The sequence below is a fragment of the Kitasatospora sp. NPDC004531 genome (assembly GCF_053602195.1).
In genome coordinates this window covers 12,520-27,499 of sequence record NZ_JBSGDD010000092.1, presented here as the reverse complement: position 1 = coordinate 27,499, position 14,980 = coordinate 12,520, and the positions used below count along the sequence as shown (strand labels likewise).

The following is a 14,980-nucleotide window of genomic DNA, read 5'->3' as shown; positions in this document are numbered from 1 at the left end:
TTACCCCCCCGCCCCGCCCACCCCCCCGAGCACCCCCACCGCAACGCCGCCCCGCGCCCCGGCCTGCAGTTCCCCGCGCCCCCGCGCCCCGCAGGGGCGCGGGGAACTGCGCGAAGCGGAAGGGCAATCCCGATCAGATCAGCCCAGCGCACAAGCCGAGGCACCCGCGGCGGCCTCCCCGGCTGTCCCACGCTGCCCCGAAGGGGAACGGCAACCTCAGGCCGATCCGCCCGAAGCACCGCCGGCGGCGCCCTCCGCGGAATCCCCGCCCAGCGTCCGCAGCCGCCGCGCAGCGCGGTTGCGTTCCGCGAGCAGCGCGTCCTCCGGGTAGCCGACCTCCTCCAGCGTCAGGCCGTGCGGCCGGATGACGTTGACCGCGGAGTTGCGGACGCCGCCGGCCAGCACCTCGCCCGGGAACTCGACCGGGCGGTGGCCGTCGCCGACCAGGAGCATCGCGCCGACCAGCGAGCGCACCATGTTGTGGCAGAACGCGTCCGCCCGCACGGTCGCCACCGCCAGCGAGCCCTCCTGGGCCGCGTACGGGTCGATCGGCACCCGGTCCCAGTGGACCTCCAGCAGGGTGCGGATGGTGGTCGCGCCCTCGCGCTTCTTGCAGTAGGCGGCGAAGTCGTGCTCCCCCACCAGCAGCGCGGCCGCGGCGTTCATCTTCTCCAGGTCGAGCGGCCGGTCGTGCCACAGCACGTGCCCGCGCAGCAGCGGGTCGACGCCGCCCTGGTGGTCGGCGACCCGGTACGCGTAGCGCCGCCAGATCGCCGCGAACCGGGCGTCGAAGCCGTGCGGCGCCTCCGACAGCCGGTACACCCGGACGTCCGCCGGCAGCCGCCCGGCCAGCCTGCGCAGCAGCTTCTCGCCGTGCGCCGCCCACAGCTCGTCCGGCAGGTCGACGTGCGCGACCTGCCCGCGCGCGTGCACGCCGGCGTCGGTGCGTCCGGCGACCGTCAGCGGGAAGGTCTCCTCGCTGCGCGTCACGATCCGCAGCGCGTCCTCCAGCTCGCCCTGGACGGTGCGCCGGCCGCGCTGCCGGGCCCAGCCGGAGAACTCCGCGCCGTGGTACGCCAGGTCCAGCCTGATCCGGGTGTGCCCGTCGGCCGGGCCGTCCTTGACCGGCGGCTGCTCCGCGCAGTCGTTCACTCCAACTCCCCTGTCTCGCAGCTGAGATGCGAACGGGCCCGCTCCCCCGGCGAACGGGAGAGCGGGCCCGGTCACGGACCTATGAGGCTCAGGCCTCGGTGGTCTCGGCCTCGTCGGCCTTGGTCTCGGCGGCCTGCTCGGCCTCCTTGACGGCGCGCTTGGCAGCGGCCTCGGCCTCGGCGACGGTCGCCTTGGTGGCGATCTCGCCCTCGACCAGCTCGATCACGGCCATCGGGGCGTTGTCGCCACGACGGGAGCCGATCTTGGTGATGCGGGTGTAACCGCCGGGGCGGTTCTCGAACCGCGGGGCGATCTCGGTGAAGAGGGTGTGCAGGACCGACACGTCGGTGATGGTCTTGCGCACCAGGCGACGGTTGTGGATGTCGCCCTTCTTCGCCTTGGTGATCAGCTTCTCCGCCAGCGGGCGCAGGCGGCGGGCCTTGGCCTCGGTGGTGGTGATGCGGCCGTACTGGAACAGCTCGCGGGCCAGGCCGGCCAGCAGCAGCGGCTCGTGGGACGGGCCGCCGCCGAGACGGGCACCCTTGGTGGGACGGGGCATGTTTCGCTCCTCGAATCTCCGACTACGGCCGTACCAGGTACCGCAGCGGGCGTACGGACACCGCGTCCGTACGACTTTTCATGGTGCCGGGGGCGGTCCGCTGGGAACCGCCCCCGGTGCCAAAACTCAGTACTGCTCGGTCTCCGCGTAGCCCTGGTCGTCCAGGTCGTCGGCGCCGAAGGCGTCGGCGGCAGCGGTCGGGTCGAACCCGGGCGGGCTGTCCTTGAGGGCCAGGCCCATGCCGGCCAGCTTCGCCTTGACCTCGTCGATCGACTTCGCACCGAAGTTGCGGATGTCGAGCAGGTCGGCCTCCGAGCGGGCGACGAGCTCACCCACGGTGTGGATGCCCTCGCGCTTGAGGCAGTTGTAGGAGCGGACGGTGAGCTCCAGCTCCTCGATCGGCAGCGCCAGGTCCGCGGCCAGGGCGGCGTCCGTCGGGGACGGACCCATGTCGATGCCCTCGGCGTCGACGTTCAGCTCGCGGGCCAGGCCGAACAGCTCGACCAGGGTCTTGCCGGCCGACGCCATCGCGTCGCGCGGACGCATGGCGGGCTTGGTCTCGACGTCGACGATCAGCTTGTCGAAGTCGGTGCGCTGCTCGACACGGGTGGCCTCGACCTTGTAGGTGACCTTCAGCACGGGGCTGTAGATCGAGTCGACCGGGATGCGGCCGATCTCCTGGCCGGAGGCCTTGTTCTGCACGGCGGAGACGTAGCCGCGACCGCGCTCGACGGTCAGCTCCATCTCCAGCTTGCCCTTGCCGTTCAGGGTGGCGAGGACCAGCTCGGGGTTGTGCACCTCGACACCGGCCGGGGGCGCGATGTCGGCGGCGGTGACCACACCCGGGCCCTGCTTGCGCAGGTACATCACGACCGGCTCGTCGTGCTCCGAGGAGACGACCAGCTGCTTGATGTTCAGGATGAGGTCGGTGACGTCCTCCTTGACACCCGGCACGGTGGTGAACTCGTGCAGGACGCCGTCGATGCGGATGCTGGTGACAGCGGCACCCGGGATCGAGGAGAGGAGCGTGCGACGGAGCGAGTTGCCGAGGGTGTAGCCGAAGCCCGGCTCCAGCGGCTCGATGACGAACCGCGAGCGGAACTCGTCGACAACCTCTTCGGTCAGCGAAGGACGCTGAGCGATCAGCATGTTCTGGATCCTCCAGTTGTCTTCGGCACCCACTATTTGATGCCGACAGAACTCAAGCGTACGGGGTCCCGTTCAGAACGGGACCCCGTACCAGGTTTAAAACGCTACCCGCAGTGCCTGTGAAGGCGCCGGATCAAACGCGGCGGCGCTTCGGCGGACGGCAGCCGTTGTGCGGGGTGGGGGTGACGTCCTGGATCGAGCCGACCTCCAGGCCGGTGGCCTGGAGCGAACGGATCGCGGTCTCGCGGCCGGAGCCCGGACCCTTCACGAAGACGTCGACCTTGCGCATGCCGTGCTCCTGCGCGCGACGGGCAGCGGCCTCGGCGGCCATCTGCGCGGCGAACGGGGTGGACTTGCGCGAGCCCTTGAAACCGACGTGGCCGGCGGAGGCCCAGGAGATCACGTTGCCCGAGGGGTCGGTGATCGAAACGATGGTGTTGTTGAACGTGCTCTTGATGTGGGCGTGCCCGTGAGCGACGTTCTTCTTCTCCTTGCGGCGGATCTTCTTCGCGCCGGCAGCCTGACGACCCTTGGGGGGCATAAGTCTGTTCTCCTACTGAGGTGGTCGGTCCGCTATCCCGCGGGCCGGAGGGATGTCCGGTTGACGGGACGGACTACTTCTTGCCCGGCTTCTTCTTACCGGCGATCGCGCGACGCGGGCCCTTGCGGGTACGCGCGTTGGTGTGGGTGCGCTGGCCGCGGACCGGCAGGCCACGGCGGTGACGCAGACCCTCGTAGCAGCCGATCTCGACCTTGCGGCGGATGTCGGCGGCGACGGCGCGGCGGAGGTCACCCTCGACCTCGAAGTTCGCGTCGATGAACTTCTGCAGCTTGACGAGGTCGTCCTCGGAGATGTCGCGGACGCGGACGTCCGGGCTCACACCGGTCTCGGCCAGGGTCTGCTGGGCGCGGGTACGGCCGATGCCGTAGACGTACGTGAGGGCGATCTCGATCCGCTTTTCGCGGGGGAGATCAACGCCGGCGAGGCGTGCCATTCATGGCTCCTGTGGTTCTTCAGAGGTCTGACGTGCCGCCTACTCGCTGTCTCTCGACAGGGAGCCCCGGCCTCTGACCGGGGGTGGCAGTCCGTCCTGGTCGGACGGATCGGGCGGCCCGCGTATGACGTTGGTGCGCGTCGCGCGAAGGTACTACGAGAAATGCTGGGGAGTGATCAGCCCTGGCGCTGCTTGTGGCGCAGGTTGTCGCAGATCACCATGACCCGGCCGTGGCGGCGGATCACCTTGCACTTGTCGCAGATCTTCTTGACGCTCGGCTTGACCTTCATGATCCAGGTTCTCCGGGGTCTCGATCTGGCAAGCCTCTCGCCCGGGGCGAGAGGTTGTTACTTGTAGCGGTAGACGATCCGGCCGCGGGTCAGGTCGTAGGGGCTGAGCTCCACCACGACCCGGTCATCCGGGAGGATGCGGATGTAGTGCATGCGCATCTTGCCGCTGATGTGCGCGAGGACCTTGTGACCGTTCTGCAGCTCGACCTTGAACATCGCGTTCGGAAGAGACTCGATCACGGTGCCCTCGATCTCAATGGCGCCTTGCTTCTTAGCCATGAACTGCGAGATCCACCCTTCGGGTCCGGCTACCGTATGCGGAACGCTCGTGCGAACCAGGCTTCACCTCTTCCCCGGAGGACTCTCCTGGGTTGAGGGCGTGCCGAAACACGCTACGAGTGAGCCGACGCACCATCGTAAACCAAGCACCGCGCCGGAGCGAAATCTCAGCCCTTGGCCGTCACCTGGATGGGCAGCACCGGCTCCACCACGGCGGTGCACGCCGAGCAGCGGCGGGCCGCCTCGGGGATGTCGGTCAGGCACTCCGGGCAGGGCCGCTTCGGGGTGGCGGGCTTCTTCGGCATGTACCGGGCGGTGGCCTTGGAGACCGGCAGCACCACGCAGAAGTAGAGCACCGCGGCGGTCAGGAAGAACGCGATCAGCACGTTCAGGAACTGGCCGTACGGGAAGGTCACGCCCGCGAGCGAGAACTTGTAGGCGCTGAAGTCGCCGGCCGCGCCGACCACCACACCCAGCACCGGGGTGAGGAACGCGGTCACGAAGCCGGTCACGACGCCGGTGAAGGCGGCACCGATGACCACACCGACGGCCATGTCGATGACGTTGCCGCGCATCATGAAGTCGCGGAAGCCCTTGAGCACTGTCTCTCCTGGAGTAGCTGCGGGTATCAGCTGACGAAAATAGGACAGAAGGCCCGGGGGTCAAAACCCCCAGGCCCTCAGCTGCCGCTTTGAGAGATGTCCCTCAGATCATCGGCGGTCCCGCGCGCCTCCCCGCGGGGTCAGGCCAGCGGGTCCGGCGCCGCGGTGACGCCCAGCTTCGCCAGCTCCGCCCTGCCGCCGTCGAAGGCGGTCAGCACCAGCGGACCCTGCTCGGTGACGGCCACCGAGTGCTCCCAGTGCGAGGCCCAGGTGCCGTCGGTGGTGACCACCGTCCAGTCGTCGTCCAGGATCGCGGTGTGCGGGGTGCCCAGCGAGACCATCGGCTCGATCGCCAGCACCGTGCCGGGCACCAGCTTCGGGCCCTTGCCGCGGCCGGCCACGTAGTTCAGCACGTGCGGCTCCATGTGCATGGCGGTGCCGATGCCGTGGCCGCCGTACCCCTCGGTGATGCCCCACTTGCCCTTCGGGGGCAGCGGCTGGCGGCGGATGAAGCCCTCGATCGCCCGGGAGACGTCGACCAGCCGGTTGCCCTTCTTCATCTGGGCGATGCCGGCCCACATCGAGCCCTCGGTGACCTTCGACAGCATCAGGTTCTCGTCGGCGGTCGCGCCGACCGCGACGGTGATCGCCGCGTCGCCGTGCCAGCCGTCCAGGATCGCGCCGCAGTCGATCGAGATCAGGTCGCCGGCCTTCAGCACCTTGTCGCCGGGGATGCCGTGCACGACCTCCTCGTTCACCGAGGCGCAGATCACGCCCGGGAACCACAGGCCGCCGTGGTCGGCGCGGAAGTTCGACGTGGCGCCGTGCTTGGTGATGACCTGGTCGGCGATGTCGTTCAGCTCGCCGGTGGTCACCCCCGGGGCGACGGCCTCGCGGCACGCCTTCAGCGCCTCGGCGACGACCAGCCCGGCCGCCCGCATCTTGGCGATCTGCTCGGGGGTCTTGATCTCCATCTGGTCCACGCCTTCCACGTTCTGATCTGGGACTGCCTTCCACCGTACGACGCCGAGACGGCCGGGCCGCCCGCTTTCGGGCGACCCGGCCGTCTCACTGCCTGGTGGGTCAGGCGTTCTTCTTCTGCTCCAGGGCGGCGACCGCGCGCTCGGTCACCTCGTCCACCTTGCCCAGGGCCGGGATGGTGACCAGCAGGCCCTGCGCCTGGTAGTAGCCGATGATCGGCTCGGTCTTGGAGTGGTACTCCTCCAGCCGGACCCGCACGGCCTCCTCGGTGTCGTCCGAGCGCTGGTACAGCTCGCCGCCGCACTCGTCGCAGACGCCCTCGGTCTTCGGCGGGTTGTACACCACGTGGAACACGTGGGCGCCGTCCTTGCGGCACAGCCGGCGGCCGGCGATCCGCTTGACGACCTCGTCCTCGGAGACCTCCAGGTCCAGCACGCCGTCCAGCGCGATGCCCTGCTCGGCCAGGAAGGCGTCCAGCGCCTCCGCCTGGCCCAGGTTGCGCGGGAAGCCGTCCAGCAGGAAGCCGCCCGCGGCGTCCGGCTGGAGCATGCGGTCCTTGGCCATCCCGATGGTGACCTCGTCGGGCACCAGGCGCCCGGCGTCCATGTAGGACTTCGCCTCGACACCCAGCGGGGTGCCCTGGCTGATGTTGGCACGGAAGAGGTCGCCGGTGGAGATGTGGGGAATGGACAGGGTCTTGGCCAGAACGTGCGCCTGAGTACCCTTCCCGGCCCCGGGGGGTCCGACGAGGACGATACGCATCAGCGGAGGAACCCTTCGTAATTGCGCTGCTGGAGCTGGCTCTCGATCTGCTTCACAGTTTCGAGTCCGACGCCGACGACGATGAGCACGGAGGTGCCGCCGAACGGGAAGTTGGTCTGCTGCCCGAAGGCGACGAGGGCGACCATCGGGATCAACGCGATCAGGCCCAGGTACAGCGAACCCGGCCACGTGATGCGGGTGAGCACGTAGTTCAGGTACTCGGCCGTCGGTCGGCCGGCCCGGATGCCCGGGATGAACCCACCATACTTCTTCATATTGTCGGCAACTTCTTCGGGGTTGAAGGAGATGGCGACGTAGAAGAACGCGAAGAACACGATCAGCACGAAGTAGGTGGCCATGTAGATCGGGTGGTCACCCTTGATGAAGTGGTTCTTGATCCAGATCGCCCAGCCCGCCTGCGAGTTGGTCAGCTGCACCACCAGCGCCGGGATGTACAGCAGCGAGGAGGCGAAGATGACCGGGATCACACCGGCCTGGTTGACCTTCAACGGGATGTAGGTCGAGGTGCCGCCGAACGCCCGGCGACCGATCATCCGCTTCGCGTACTGGACCGGGATCCGGCGCTGGGCCTGCTCGACGAAGATGACCAGGCAGACCACGATGATGCCGACCAGGATGACCGCGGCGAACTCGCCCCAGCCGTCCAGCAGCTTGCCGGAGCCCTTGATGGCCCACATCGAGCCGGGGAAGCCGGCCGCGATGGAGGTGAAGATCAGGATCGACATGCCGTTGCCGATGCCGCGGTCGGTGATCAGCTCACCCAGCCACATGATCACGGTGGTGCCGGCGGTCATGATGATGACCATGGTGGCGATCCGGAAGATCGAGGTGTCGGGAACGATGTTCCCGCCCTGCGCGCAACCGGAGAAGAGCGCGCCGCTGGACGCGGTCGCGAGGATGCCGGTGCCCTGCAGCACCGCCAGCGCGATGGTCAGGTAGCGGGTGTACTGGGTGATCTTCGCCTGGCCGGACTGCCCCTCCTTCTTCAGGGCCTCCAGCCGCGGAATGACCACGGTGAGCAACTGCAGGATGATGCTGGCCGTGATGTACGGCATGATGCCGAGCGCGAAAATGGTCAGCTGCAGCAGCGCGTTGCCGCTGAACAGGTTGACCAGCCCGAACAGGCCCTCCTTCTGACCGCTCACGCACGCGTGCACGGCCTCGAAGTTGATCCCGGGCATCGGAATGTGGGCGCCCAGCCGGAACAGCACCATGATGCCCAGCGTGAACAGCAGCTTCTTGCGCAGGTCGGGCGTCTGGAACGCCCGCGCGAACGCACTGAGCACGGTGCCTCCTGCGCCTCCCGCGCGTCGTCGGCGGAAGGGTCGGTCCTGATGTGGGGAAAGGGAACTTCACGGACTCTAACAGTGCCCGGGCGCTCCGCAGAAGCGCACGCTGCCGCTCCCCCACGCATGGGGTACGGCTTGCCCGGGTTTGACACACAAATCCAGCACAGGTGTTCAAGTCCGTCCGGACCGGAAACGGAGCCGGGCCCCGCCTCCTCTTTCTCAAGAGGAATGCGGGGCCCGGTTTCTGTCCGTGCGTCAGATCAGCGACGTCACAGCAGCTCGGTGACCGAGCCGCCGGCGGCGGTGATCTTCTCGGTGGCGGAGCCGGAGACGGCGTCGACCGTCACCTGCAGCGCGACCGAGATCTCGCCCTGGCCGAGAACCTTGACGAGCTCGTTCTTGCGAACGGCGCCCTTGGCGACCAGGTCGGCAACGGTGACCTCGCCACCGTTCGGGTAGAGCTCGGCCAGGCGGTCCAGGTTCACGACCTGGAACTGCTTGTGGGCCGGGTTCTTGAAGCCCTTCAGCTTCGGGAGGCGCATGTGGAGCGGCATCTGGCCACCCTCGAAGCGCTCCGGAACCTGGTAGCGGGCCTTGGTGCCCTTGGTACCACGACCTGCGGTCTTACCCTTGGAGCCCTCACCACGACCGACGCGGATCTTGTCGGTCTTGGCGCCGGGCGCCGGACGCAGGTTGTGGATCTTGATCGGCGAGTTGTCCGCCATTTCAGTCCACCTCCTCGACCGTGACGAGGTGACGAACGGTGTGGACCATGCCGCGGATCTCCGGGCGGTCCTCCTTCACCACGGTGTCGTTCAGCCGCTTCAGGCCGAGCGAACGCAGGGTGTCACGGTGGTTCTGCTTGCTACCGATGTACGACTTGGTCTGGGTGACCTTCAGGCGAGCCATCAGGCGCTCACCCCAGCCGCACGGGCCCGGAGCAGAGCGGCCGGGGCCACGTCCTCCAGGGGCAGGCCACGACGGGCGGCGATCTCCTCGGGGCGCACGAGGCCCTTCAGAGCGGCCACGGTGGCGTGCACGATGTTGATCGCGTTGTCCGAGCCGAGCGACTTCGACAGGATGTCGTGAACGCCGGCGCACTCCAGGACGGCACGCACCGGGCCACCGGCGATAACACCGGTACCGGGGGACGCCGGCTTCAGCAGCACGACGCCGGCGGCCTTCTCACCCTGGATGGGGTGCGGGATGGTGCCCTGGATACGGGGGACCTTGAAGAAGTTCTTCTTGGCCTCCTCAACGCCCTTGGCGATGGCGGCCGGAACCTCCTTCGCCTTGCCGTAACCGACACCCACGGTGCCGTCACCGTCGCCCACCACGACCAGCGCGGTGAAGCTGAAGCGACGACCACCCTTGACAACCTTGGCGACACGGTTGATCGCGACGACGCGCTCGACGTAAGCAGTCTTCTCGGCGACCGGGGCGCCGCCCCGCTCGTCGCGCTTACGGTCGCGCCGCTCGCCACCCGTGCCGCGACCGGCGCCGCCTTCGCGGCGCTGGGGTCCAGCCATTGGAATTACCTCTCTCGTTTACGTCCGCCGACAGAGTCGACGAGCGGCTTAGAAGTCGAGCCCGGCCTCGCGGGCCGCGTCCGCCAGAGCGGCGATGCGGCCGGCGTACCGGTTGCCCGCGCGGTCGAAGACGACCGACTCGACGCCGGCAGCCTTGGCGCGCTCGGCGACCAGGCTTCCGACCTTCTTGGCCAGCTCGGTCTTGTCGCCCTCGGTGCCCTTGATGGACACGTCGAGGGTGGACGCCGACGCCAGGGTGTGACCCTTGGCGTCGTCGATGACCTGGGCGACCATGTGGCGGTTCGAACGCGTCACGACGAGGCGCGGACGCACCTCGGTGCCGACGACGCGCTTGCGAACGCGAATGGCGCGGCGCTTGCGGGCGGCGTTCTTGTAGGCGTTGCCCTTGCCGATCTTGACAGAGACGCTCATCGCTTACTTACCACTCTTTCCGACCTTGCGGCGGATGACCTCGCCCGCGTACTTGACGCCCTTGGCCTTGTACGGGTCGGGCTTGCGCAGCTTGCGGATCTTCGCGGCGACCTCGCCGACCTTCTGCTTGTCGGTGCCGTCCACGTGGAACTTGGTGGGCGACTCGACGACGAAGGAGATGCCCTCCGGCGCCTCGACCAGAATCGGGTGGCTGTAGCCCAGCGCGAACTCCATGTTGGAGCCCTTCGCCGTGACTCGGTAACCGACACCGCTGATCTCCAGCGACTTGCGGTAGCCCGCGGTCACGCCGGTGATCATGTTCGCCACCAGCGTGCGCGACAGGCCGTGCAGGGCCTTCGACTGACGCTCGTCGTTCGGGCGGGTGACGACCAGAGAGCCGTCCTCGCCCTTGCCGATTTCGATCGGCGCGGCGACGACGTGGGTGAGGGTGCCCTTGGGGCCCTTCACCGAGACCGTCTGGCCGTCGATGGTGACGTCCACACCAGCGGGAACCTGGATGGGCAGCCGTCCAATGCGCGACATTGCTGTACCTCCGTTTCCCGAATTACCAGACGTAGGCGAGAACTTCTCCGCCTACGCCCTTCTTGGCGGCCTGCTTGTCGGTCAGGAGGCCGGAGGACGTGGAGATGATCGCCACGCCCAGGCCGCCGAGAACCTTCGGCAGGTTGGTGGACTTTGCGTAAACACGCAGACCCGGCTTGCTGATGCGCTTGATGCCGGCGATGGAGCGCTCACGGTTCGGACCGAACTTGAGCTCGATGGTCAGCTTCTTGCCAACCTCGTTCTCGGCGGGGTCCTCAACCTTGTAGGAGGAGATGTAACCCTCCTGCTGCAGGATCTCGGCGACGTGCGCCTTGATCTTGCTCGACGGCATCACGACGGAGTCGTGGTACGCCGAGTTCGCGTTGCGCAGACGAGTGAGCATGTCTGCGATCGGGTCGGTCATGGTCATGGTGGCCTCAGGCCTCTCTCGCCGTGGTTTCTCCGCACCAGGTCCCCCTCCGCGCACTCGCGAAAGAGTGCGAAAGGGGCACAAGCGCAGGGGACCTACGACGTAGTAAGACTGGGTTGTGCGAGCCCTCACTCAGAGAGCCACGGAACGCCCGGAAAAGACGCCGCGGCAGGGGCCCGACCCCACAACCTTACGGGATCCCTCTCGGGACTCCAAAAGCCGGGGGTCGGGCACACTGCTTCGCTGTTCAGAGCAGCCGGTAAGTGATTACCAGGAGCTCTTGGTCACGCCCGGCAGCTCGCCGCGGTGGGCCATCTCACGGAGGCACACACGGCACAGGCCGAACTTGCGGTACACCGAGTGCGGACGGCCGCAGCGCTGGCACCGGGTGTACGCCCGGACGCCGAACTTCGGCTTGCGCTCGGACTTAGCGATCAGGGCCTTCTTCGCCATGGCTCACGCCTCCTTGAACGGGAAGCCCAGAGCGCGCAGCAGCGCCCGGCCCTCATCGTCGGTCTGAGCGGTGGTCACGACGGTGATGTCCATACCGCGCTGACGGTCGACCTTGTCCTGGTCGATCTCGTGGAACATGACCTGCTCGGTCAGACCGAAGGTGTAGTTGCCACGGCCGTCGAACTGCTTCGGCGAGAGGCCGCGGAAGTCACGGATACGCGGCAGAGCCAGCGACACCAGACGGTCCACGAACTCCCACATGCGGTCACCACGGAGGGTGACGTGGGCGCCGATCGGCTGGCCCTCGCGCAGCTTGAACTGCGCGATGGACTTGCGGGCCTTGGTGACGGCCGGCTTCTGACCGGTGATCGCGGTCAGGTCCTTGATGGCACCTTCGATCAGCTTGCTGTCACGGGCAGCCTCGCCGACACCCATGTTGACCACGACCTTGACCAGGCCGGGGATCAGCATGACGTTCTCGTACGAGAACTGCTCGTTCAGCTGGCCCTTGACCTCGGAGAGGTACTTCTCCTTGAGGCGGGGGGCCACCTTCTCAACAGTCGTCTCAGACATCAGATGTCCTCACCCGTCCGCTTGGCAACGCGGATCTTGTTGCCCTGGTCGTCGAAGCGGTAGCCGACGCGGGTAACGACCTTCTTGCCGTCCTTCTCCACGACCAGCTGGACGTTGGAGACGTGCACCGGGGCCTCGACGGTCACGATGCCACCCTGGGTGCCGGGGCCCGGCTTGGTGTGCTTCTTGACCCGGTTGACACCCTCGACGAGGACCTTGTTCTCAGCCGGCATGGCCTGAATGACCTTGCCCTGCTTGCCCTTGTCCTTGCCGGTGATGACCTGGACCAGGTCACCCTTCTTGATCTTCATGCTGTTCGCCATGGGTCAGAGCACCTCCGGCGCCAGCGAGATGATCTTCATGAACTTCTTGTCGCGCAGCTCGCGGCCCACCGGGCCGAAGATGCGGGTACCGCGGGGGTCGCCATCGGTGTTCTTGAGAACGACAGCGGCGTTCTCGTCGAAACGGATGTACGAGCCGTCCGGACGGCGGCGCTCCTTGACGGTGCGAACGACGACGCACTTGACGACGTCGCCCTTCTTCACCGAACCGCCGGGGATCGCGTCCTTGACGGTGGCGACGATGACGTCGCCGATACCGGCGTAGCGGCGACCGGAGCCACCGAGAACGCGGATGCAGAGAATCTCCTTGGCACCCGTGTTGTCGGCGACGCGCAGTCGCGACTCCTGCTGGATCACAGCATTCTCCTGATCGTCAACAAGTGTTGACGGGCCGGCCGCTGCTCACACCCGCGCCCTTGCGGGCCTGGTGCACATACGGCCGTACCGCGAACAACCTTGTTACTTGGCCTTCTCGAGGATCTCGACGACGCGCCAGCGCTTCGTCGCGGACAGCGGCCGGGTCTCCATCAGGAGGACACGGTCGCCGACACCGCACGCGTTCTGCTCGTCGTGCGCCTTCAGCTTGTTGGTACGGCGGATGACCTTGCCGTACAGCGCGTGCTTGACGCGGTCCTCGACGGCGACGACGACGGTCTTGTCCATCTTGTCGCTGACGACGAGACCCTCACGGGTCTTGCGGAAACCGCGCGTCTCGTTGGTGTTCTCAGTCATCAGGCGTTCTCCACCGTCTCGATGCCCAGCTCGCGCTCGCGCATCAGGGTGTAGATCCGCGCGATGTCCTTACGGACCAGCCGGAGCCGTCCGTGGTTGTCGAGCTGCCCGGTCGCCGCCTGGAAGCGGAGGTTGAACAGCTCCTCCTTGGCCTCACGCAGCTTGGCAACGAGCGCCTCGTTGTCCAGCTCGCGAAGCTCAGCAGCCTTGGTAGCGGCCGACATCAGCTCTCACCGTCCTCGCGCCGAACGATCCGGCACTTCATCGGAAGCTTGTGCGCGGCACGCGTGAGCGCCTCGCGGGCAATCTTCTCGTTCGGGTACGACAGTTCGAACATGACCCGACCCGGGTGCACGTTCGCGATCCACCACTCCGGCGAACCCTTACCGGAACCCATGCGGGTCTCGGCCGGCTTCTTGGTGAGCGGGCGGTCCGGGTAGATGTTGATCCAGACCTTGCCGCCACGACGGATGTGACGGGTGATCGCGATACGAGCGGACTCGATCTGACGGTTCGTCACGTAGGCCGGGGTCACGGCCTGGATGCCGAACTGGCCGAACGCCAGCTCGGTGCCACCCTTGGCCGCGCCGCGGCGCTTCGGGTGGTGCTGCTTGCGGTGCTTGACCCGACGGGGGATCAGCATGGGGGTCAGGCCTCCGTTCCGGTGTTCTCAGCAGCCGGAGCCTCGGTCGCGGCGGCAGCCGGGGCCTGGGCCTCGGCAGCAGCGGCGGCCGGACGACGGCCGCGGCCACCGCGCTCGCCACCGCGGCGCTCGCCACCGCGGGCGGGACGACCACCCTCGGGACGGGCCGGGCGGTTGCCGGAGCGGGCAGCGGCGTTCTCAGCGCGGACCTCGGCGATGTTCTTGACGTCGCCCTTGTAGATCCAGACCTTCACGCCGATGCGGCCGAAGGTGGTCTTGGCCTCGAAGAAGCCGTAGTCGACGTTCGCGCGCAGGGTGTGCAGCGGCACACGGCCTTCGCGGTAGAACTCCGAACGGCTCATCTCGGCGCCGCCGAGACGACCGGAGCACTGGACCTTGATGCCCTTGGCGCCGGCCTTCATGGTCGACTGCATGCTCTTGCGCATGGCGCGACGGAAGGAGACGCGGGAGGACAGCTGCTCCGCGACGCCCTGAGCCACGAGCTGGGCGTCCAGCTCGGGGTTCTTGACCTCGAGGATGTTCAGCTGGACCTGCTTGCCGGTCAGCTTCTCCAGGTTGCCCCGGATCTTGTCGGCCTCCGCGCCGCGGCGGCCGATCACGATGCCCGGACGGGCGGTGTGGATGTCCACGCGGACGCGGTCACGGGTGCGCTCGATCTCAACCTTCGAGATGCCGGCGCGCTCCATGCCCTTCGTCATGAGACGGCGGATCGCGACGTCTTCCTTGACGTAGTCCTTGTACAGCTTGTCGGCGTACCAGCGGGACTTGAAGTCCGTGCTGATGCCGAGGCGGAACCCGTGCGGGTTAACCTTCTGGCCCATTACCGGGTCCCTTCCTTGCTGCTGACGACCACGGTGATGTGGCTGGTCCGCTTGCGGATCCGGTAGGCACGGCCCTGGGCGCGCGGACGGAACCGCTTCAGGGTCGGACCCTCGTCAACGTACGCCTCGGAGATGTAGAGGTCGTCCACGTTGGAGTGGTTGTAGTTGTGCGCGGCGTTGGCGATGGCGCTGTTGAGCACCTTGCCGACCGGCACGGTGGCAGCCTGCGGAGCGAAACGCAGGACCGCCTGGGCCTCCGTGGCCGGCAGGCCACGGATGAGGTCCACCACGCGGCGGGCCTTCATGGGCGTGACGCGGATGTACCGCGCCTGGGCCCTGGCTTCCATGGTTGTCCCCTTAATGGAGTAAGTCACTTTGTCGTT

The 14,980-nt window shown here is 67.5% G+C and carries 26 protein-coding genes; all 26 read right to left on the bottom strand.

Going from position 1 to position 14,980, the window contains the following annotated elements; all coding sequences use genetic code 11:
• Positions 1-216: 216 nt before the first annotated feature.
• Entirely contained in the window at positions 217-1,152 is a 936-nt protein-coding gene (gene truA, locus ACWEMJ_RS28110) for a tRNA pseudouridine(38-40) synthase TruA (RefSeq protein WP_452139912.1), read from the bottom strand.
• An 88-nt stretch (positions 1,153-1,240) separates the two neighbouring features.
• Positions 1,241-1,711, bottom strand: coding sequence for a 50S ribosomal protein L17 (gene rplQ / locus ACWEMJ_RS28105; protein WP_452139911.1), 471 nt, complete (start codon positions 1,709-1,711; stop codon positions 1,241-1,243).
• A gap of 126 nt (positions 1,712-1,837) precedes the next feature.
• Positions 1,838-2,860, bottom strand: coding sequence for a DNA-directed RNA polymerase subunit alpha (locus ACWEMJ_RS28100; protein WP_030457404.1), 1,023 nt, complete (start codon positions 2,858-2,860; stop codon positions 1,838-1,840).
• 133 nt (positions 2,861-2,993) lie between these two features.
• Entirely contained in the window at positions 2,994-3,401 is a 408-nt protein-coding gene (gene rpsK, locus ACWEMJ_RS28095; protein ID WP_014136257.1) for a 30S ribosomal protein S11, read from the bottom strand.
• A 73-nt stretch (positions 3,402-3,474) separates the two neighbouring features.
• A complete protein-coding gene (gene rpsM, locus ACWEMJ_RS28090; RefSeq protein WP_380362052.1) occupies positions 3,475-3,855 on the bottom strand; it encodes a 30S ribosomal protein S13 in 381 nt (126 codons plus the stop codon).
• A gap of 176 nt (positions 3,856-4,031) precedes the next feature.
• Positions 4,032-4,145, bottom strand: a complete 114-nt coding sequence (gene rpmJ, locus ACWEMJ_RS28085) for a 50S ribosomal protein L36 (protein ID WP_003956441.1) — start codon at positions 4,143-4,145, stop codon at positions 4,032-4,034.
• 57 nt (positions 4,146-4,202) lie between these two features.
• Positions 4,203-4,424, bottom strand: coding sequence for a translation initiation factor IF-1 (infA, locus tag ACWEMJ_RS28080; protein WP_003956442.1), 222 nt, complete (start codon positions 4,422-4,424; stop codon positions 4,203-4,205).
• Between the two features lie 167 nt (positions 4,425-4,591).
• The gene (gene mscL / locus ACWEMJ_RS28075) at positions 4,592-5,026 is read right to left on the bottom strand and encodes a large conductance mechanosensitive channel protein MscL (RefSeq protein ID WP_452139910.1); all 435 of its coding nucleotides are present in this window, start codon (positions 5,024-5,026) and stop codon (positions 4,592-4,594) included.
• 140 nt (positions 5,027-5,166) lie between these two features.
• The gene (gene map / locus ACWEMJ_RS28070; protein WP_452139909.1) at positions 5,167-6,000 is read right to left on the bottom strand and encodes a type I methionyl aminopeptidase; all 834 of its coding nucleotides are present in this window, start codon (positions 5,998-6,000) and stop codon (positions 5,167-5,169) included.
• A gap of 109 nt (positions 6,001-6,109) precedes the next feature.
• Complete coding sequence (locus tag ACWEMJ_RS28065; protein WP_452139908.1) at positions 6,110-6,769, bottom strand: adenylate kinase; 660 nt, start codon at positions 6,767-6,769, stop codon at positions 6,110-6,112.
• The gene (gene secY, locus ACWEMJ_RS28060; RefSeq protein WP_452139907.1) at positions 6,769-8,076 is read right to left on the bottom strand and encodes a preprotein translocase subunit SecY; all 1,308 of its coding nucleotides are present in this window, start codon (positions 8,074-8,076) and stop codon (positions 6,769-6,771) included. The genes ACWEMJ_RS28065 and secY overlap by 1 nt, the downstream gene beginning before the upstream one ends.
• 272 nt (positions 8,077-8,348) lie before the next feature.
• Positions 8,349-8,804 carry a 50S ribosomal protein L15 gene (gene rplO, locus ACWEMJ_RS28055; protein WP_043914565.1) on the bottom strand — a complete coding sequence of 152 codons (456 nt, stop codon included), beginning with the start codon at positions 8,802-8,804 and terminating at the stop codon, positions 8,349-8,351.
• Position 8,805: 1 nt separating this feature from the next.
• Positions 8,806-8,988: a 50S ribosomal protein L30 gene (gene rpmD / locus ACWEMJ_RS28050; protein ID WP_014136270.1), complete on the bottom strand. Its 183-nt coding sequence runs from the start codon at positions 8,986-8,988 to the stop codon at positions 8,806-8,808.
• Positions 8,988-9,608, bottom strand: coding sequence for a 30S ribosomal protein S5 (rpsE, locus tag ACWEMJ_RS28045; RefSeq protein WP_043914567.1), 621 nt, complete (start codon positions 9,606-9,608; stop codon positions 8,988-8,990). The genes rpmD and rpsE overlap by 1 nt, the downstream gene beginning before the upstream one ends.
• Positions 9,609-9,656: 48 nt before the next feature.
• Positions 9,657-10,040, bottom strand: coding sequence for a 50S ribosomal protein L18 (gene rplR / locus ACWEMJ_RS28040; RefSeq protein WP_035863513.1), 384 nt, complete (start codon positions 10,038-10,040; stop codon positions 9,657-9,659).
• Between the two features lie 3 nt (positions 10,041-10,043).
• On the bottom strand, positions 10,044-10,583 hold the full coding sequence (gene rplF, locus ACWEMJ_RS28035; RefSeq protein ID WP_452139906.1) for a 50S ribosomal protein L6: 540 nt from the start codon (positions 10,581-10,583) through the stop codon (positions 10,044-10,046).
• Between the two features lie 22 nt (positions 10,584-10,605).
• A complete protein-coding gene (gene rpsH / locus ACWEMJ_RS28030; protein WP_035863516.1) occupies positions 10,606-11,013 on the bottom strand; it encodes a 30S ribosomal protein S8 in 408 nt (135 codons plus the stop codon).
• A gap of 267 nt (positions 11,014-11,280) precedes the next feature.
• Entirely contained in the window at positions 11,281-11,466 is a 186-nt protein-coding gene (locus tag ACWEMJ_RS28025) for a type Z 30S ribosomal protein S14 (RefSeq protein WP_008747480.1), read from the bottom strand.
• 3 nt (positions 11,467-11,469) lie between these two features.
• Complete coding sequence (rplE, locus tag ACWEMJ_RS28020) at positions 11,470-12,039, bottom strand: 50S ribosomal protein L5 (RefSeq protein WP_035863517.1); 570 nt, start codon at positions 12,037-12,039, stop codon at positions 11,470-11,472.
• Positions 12,039-12,350, bottom strand: a complete 312-nt coding sequence (gene rplX, locus ACWEMJ_RS28015; protein ID WP_030263484.1) for a 50S ribosomal protein L24 — start codon at positions 12,348-12,350, stop codon at positions 12,039-12,041. Before rplX ends, rplE begins: the two co-directional genes overlap by 1 nt.
• A gap of 15 nt (positions 12,351-12,365) precedes the next feature.
• Positions 12,366-12,737: a 50S ribosomal protein L14 gene (gene rplN / locus ACWEMJ_RS28010; RefSeq protein WP_030300391.1), complete on the bottom strand. Its 372-nt coding sequence runs from the start codon at positions 12,735-12,737 to the stop codon at positions 12,366-12,368.
• A 102-nt stretch (positions 12,738-12,839) separates the two neighbouring features.
• Positions 12,840-13,112, bottom strand: coding sequence for a 30S ribosomal protein S17 (rpsQ, locus tag ACWEMJ_RS28005; RefSeq protein ID WP_014136278.1), 273 nt, complete (start codon positions 13,110-13,112; stop codon positions 12,840-12,842).
• Positions 13,112-13,336 carry a 50S ribosomal protein L29 gene (gene rpmC, locus ACWEMJ_RS28000; RefSeq protein ID WP_030457414.1) on the bottom strand — a complete coding sequence of 75 codons (225 nt, stop codon included), beginning with the start codon at positions 13,334-13,336 and terminating at the stop codon, positions 13,112-13,114. The genes rpsQ and rpmC overlap by 1 nt, the downstream gene beginning before the upstream one ends.
• Positions 13,336-13,755 carry a 50S ribosomal protein L16 gene (gene rplP / locus ACWEMJ_RS27995; RefSeq protein WP_030457415.1) on the bottom strand — a complete coding sequence of 140 codons (420 nt, stop codon included), beginning with the start codon at positions 13,753-13,755 and terminating at the stop codon, positions 13,336-13,338. Before rplP ends, rpmC begins: the two co-directional genes overlap by 1 nt.
• Before the next feature lie 5 nt (positions 13,756-13,760).
• Positions 13,761-14,597, bottom strand: a complete 837-nt coding sequence (rpsC, locus tag ACWEMJ_RS27990) for a 30S ribosomal protein S3 (protein ID WP_035863521.1) — start codon at positions 14,595-14,597, stop codon at positions 13,761-13,763.
• Complete coding sequence (gene rplV, locus ACWEMJ_RS27985) at positions 14,597-14,944, bottom strand: 50S ribosomal protein L22 (protein WP_014136282.1); 348 nt, start codon at positions 14,942-14,944, stop codon at positions 14,597-14,599. The genes rpsC and rplV overlap by 1 nt, the downstream gene beginning before the upstream one ends.
• Positions 14,945-14,980 lie beyond the last annotated feature (36 nt).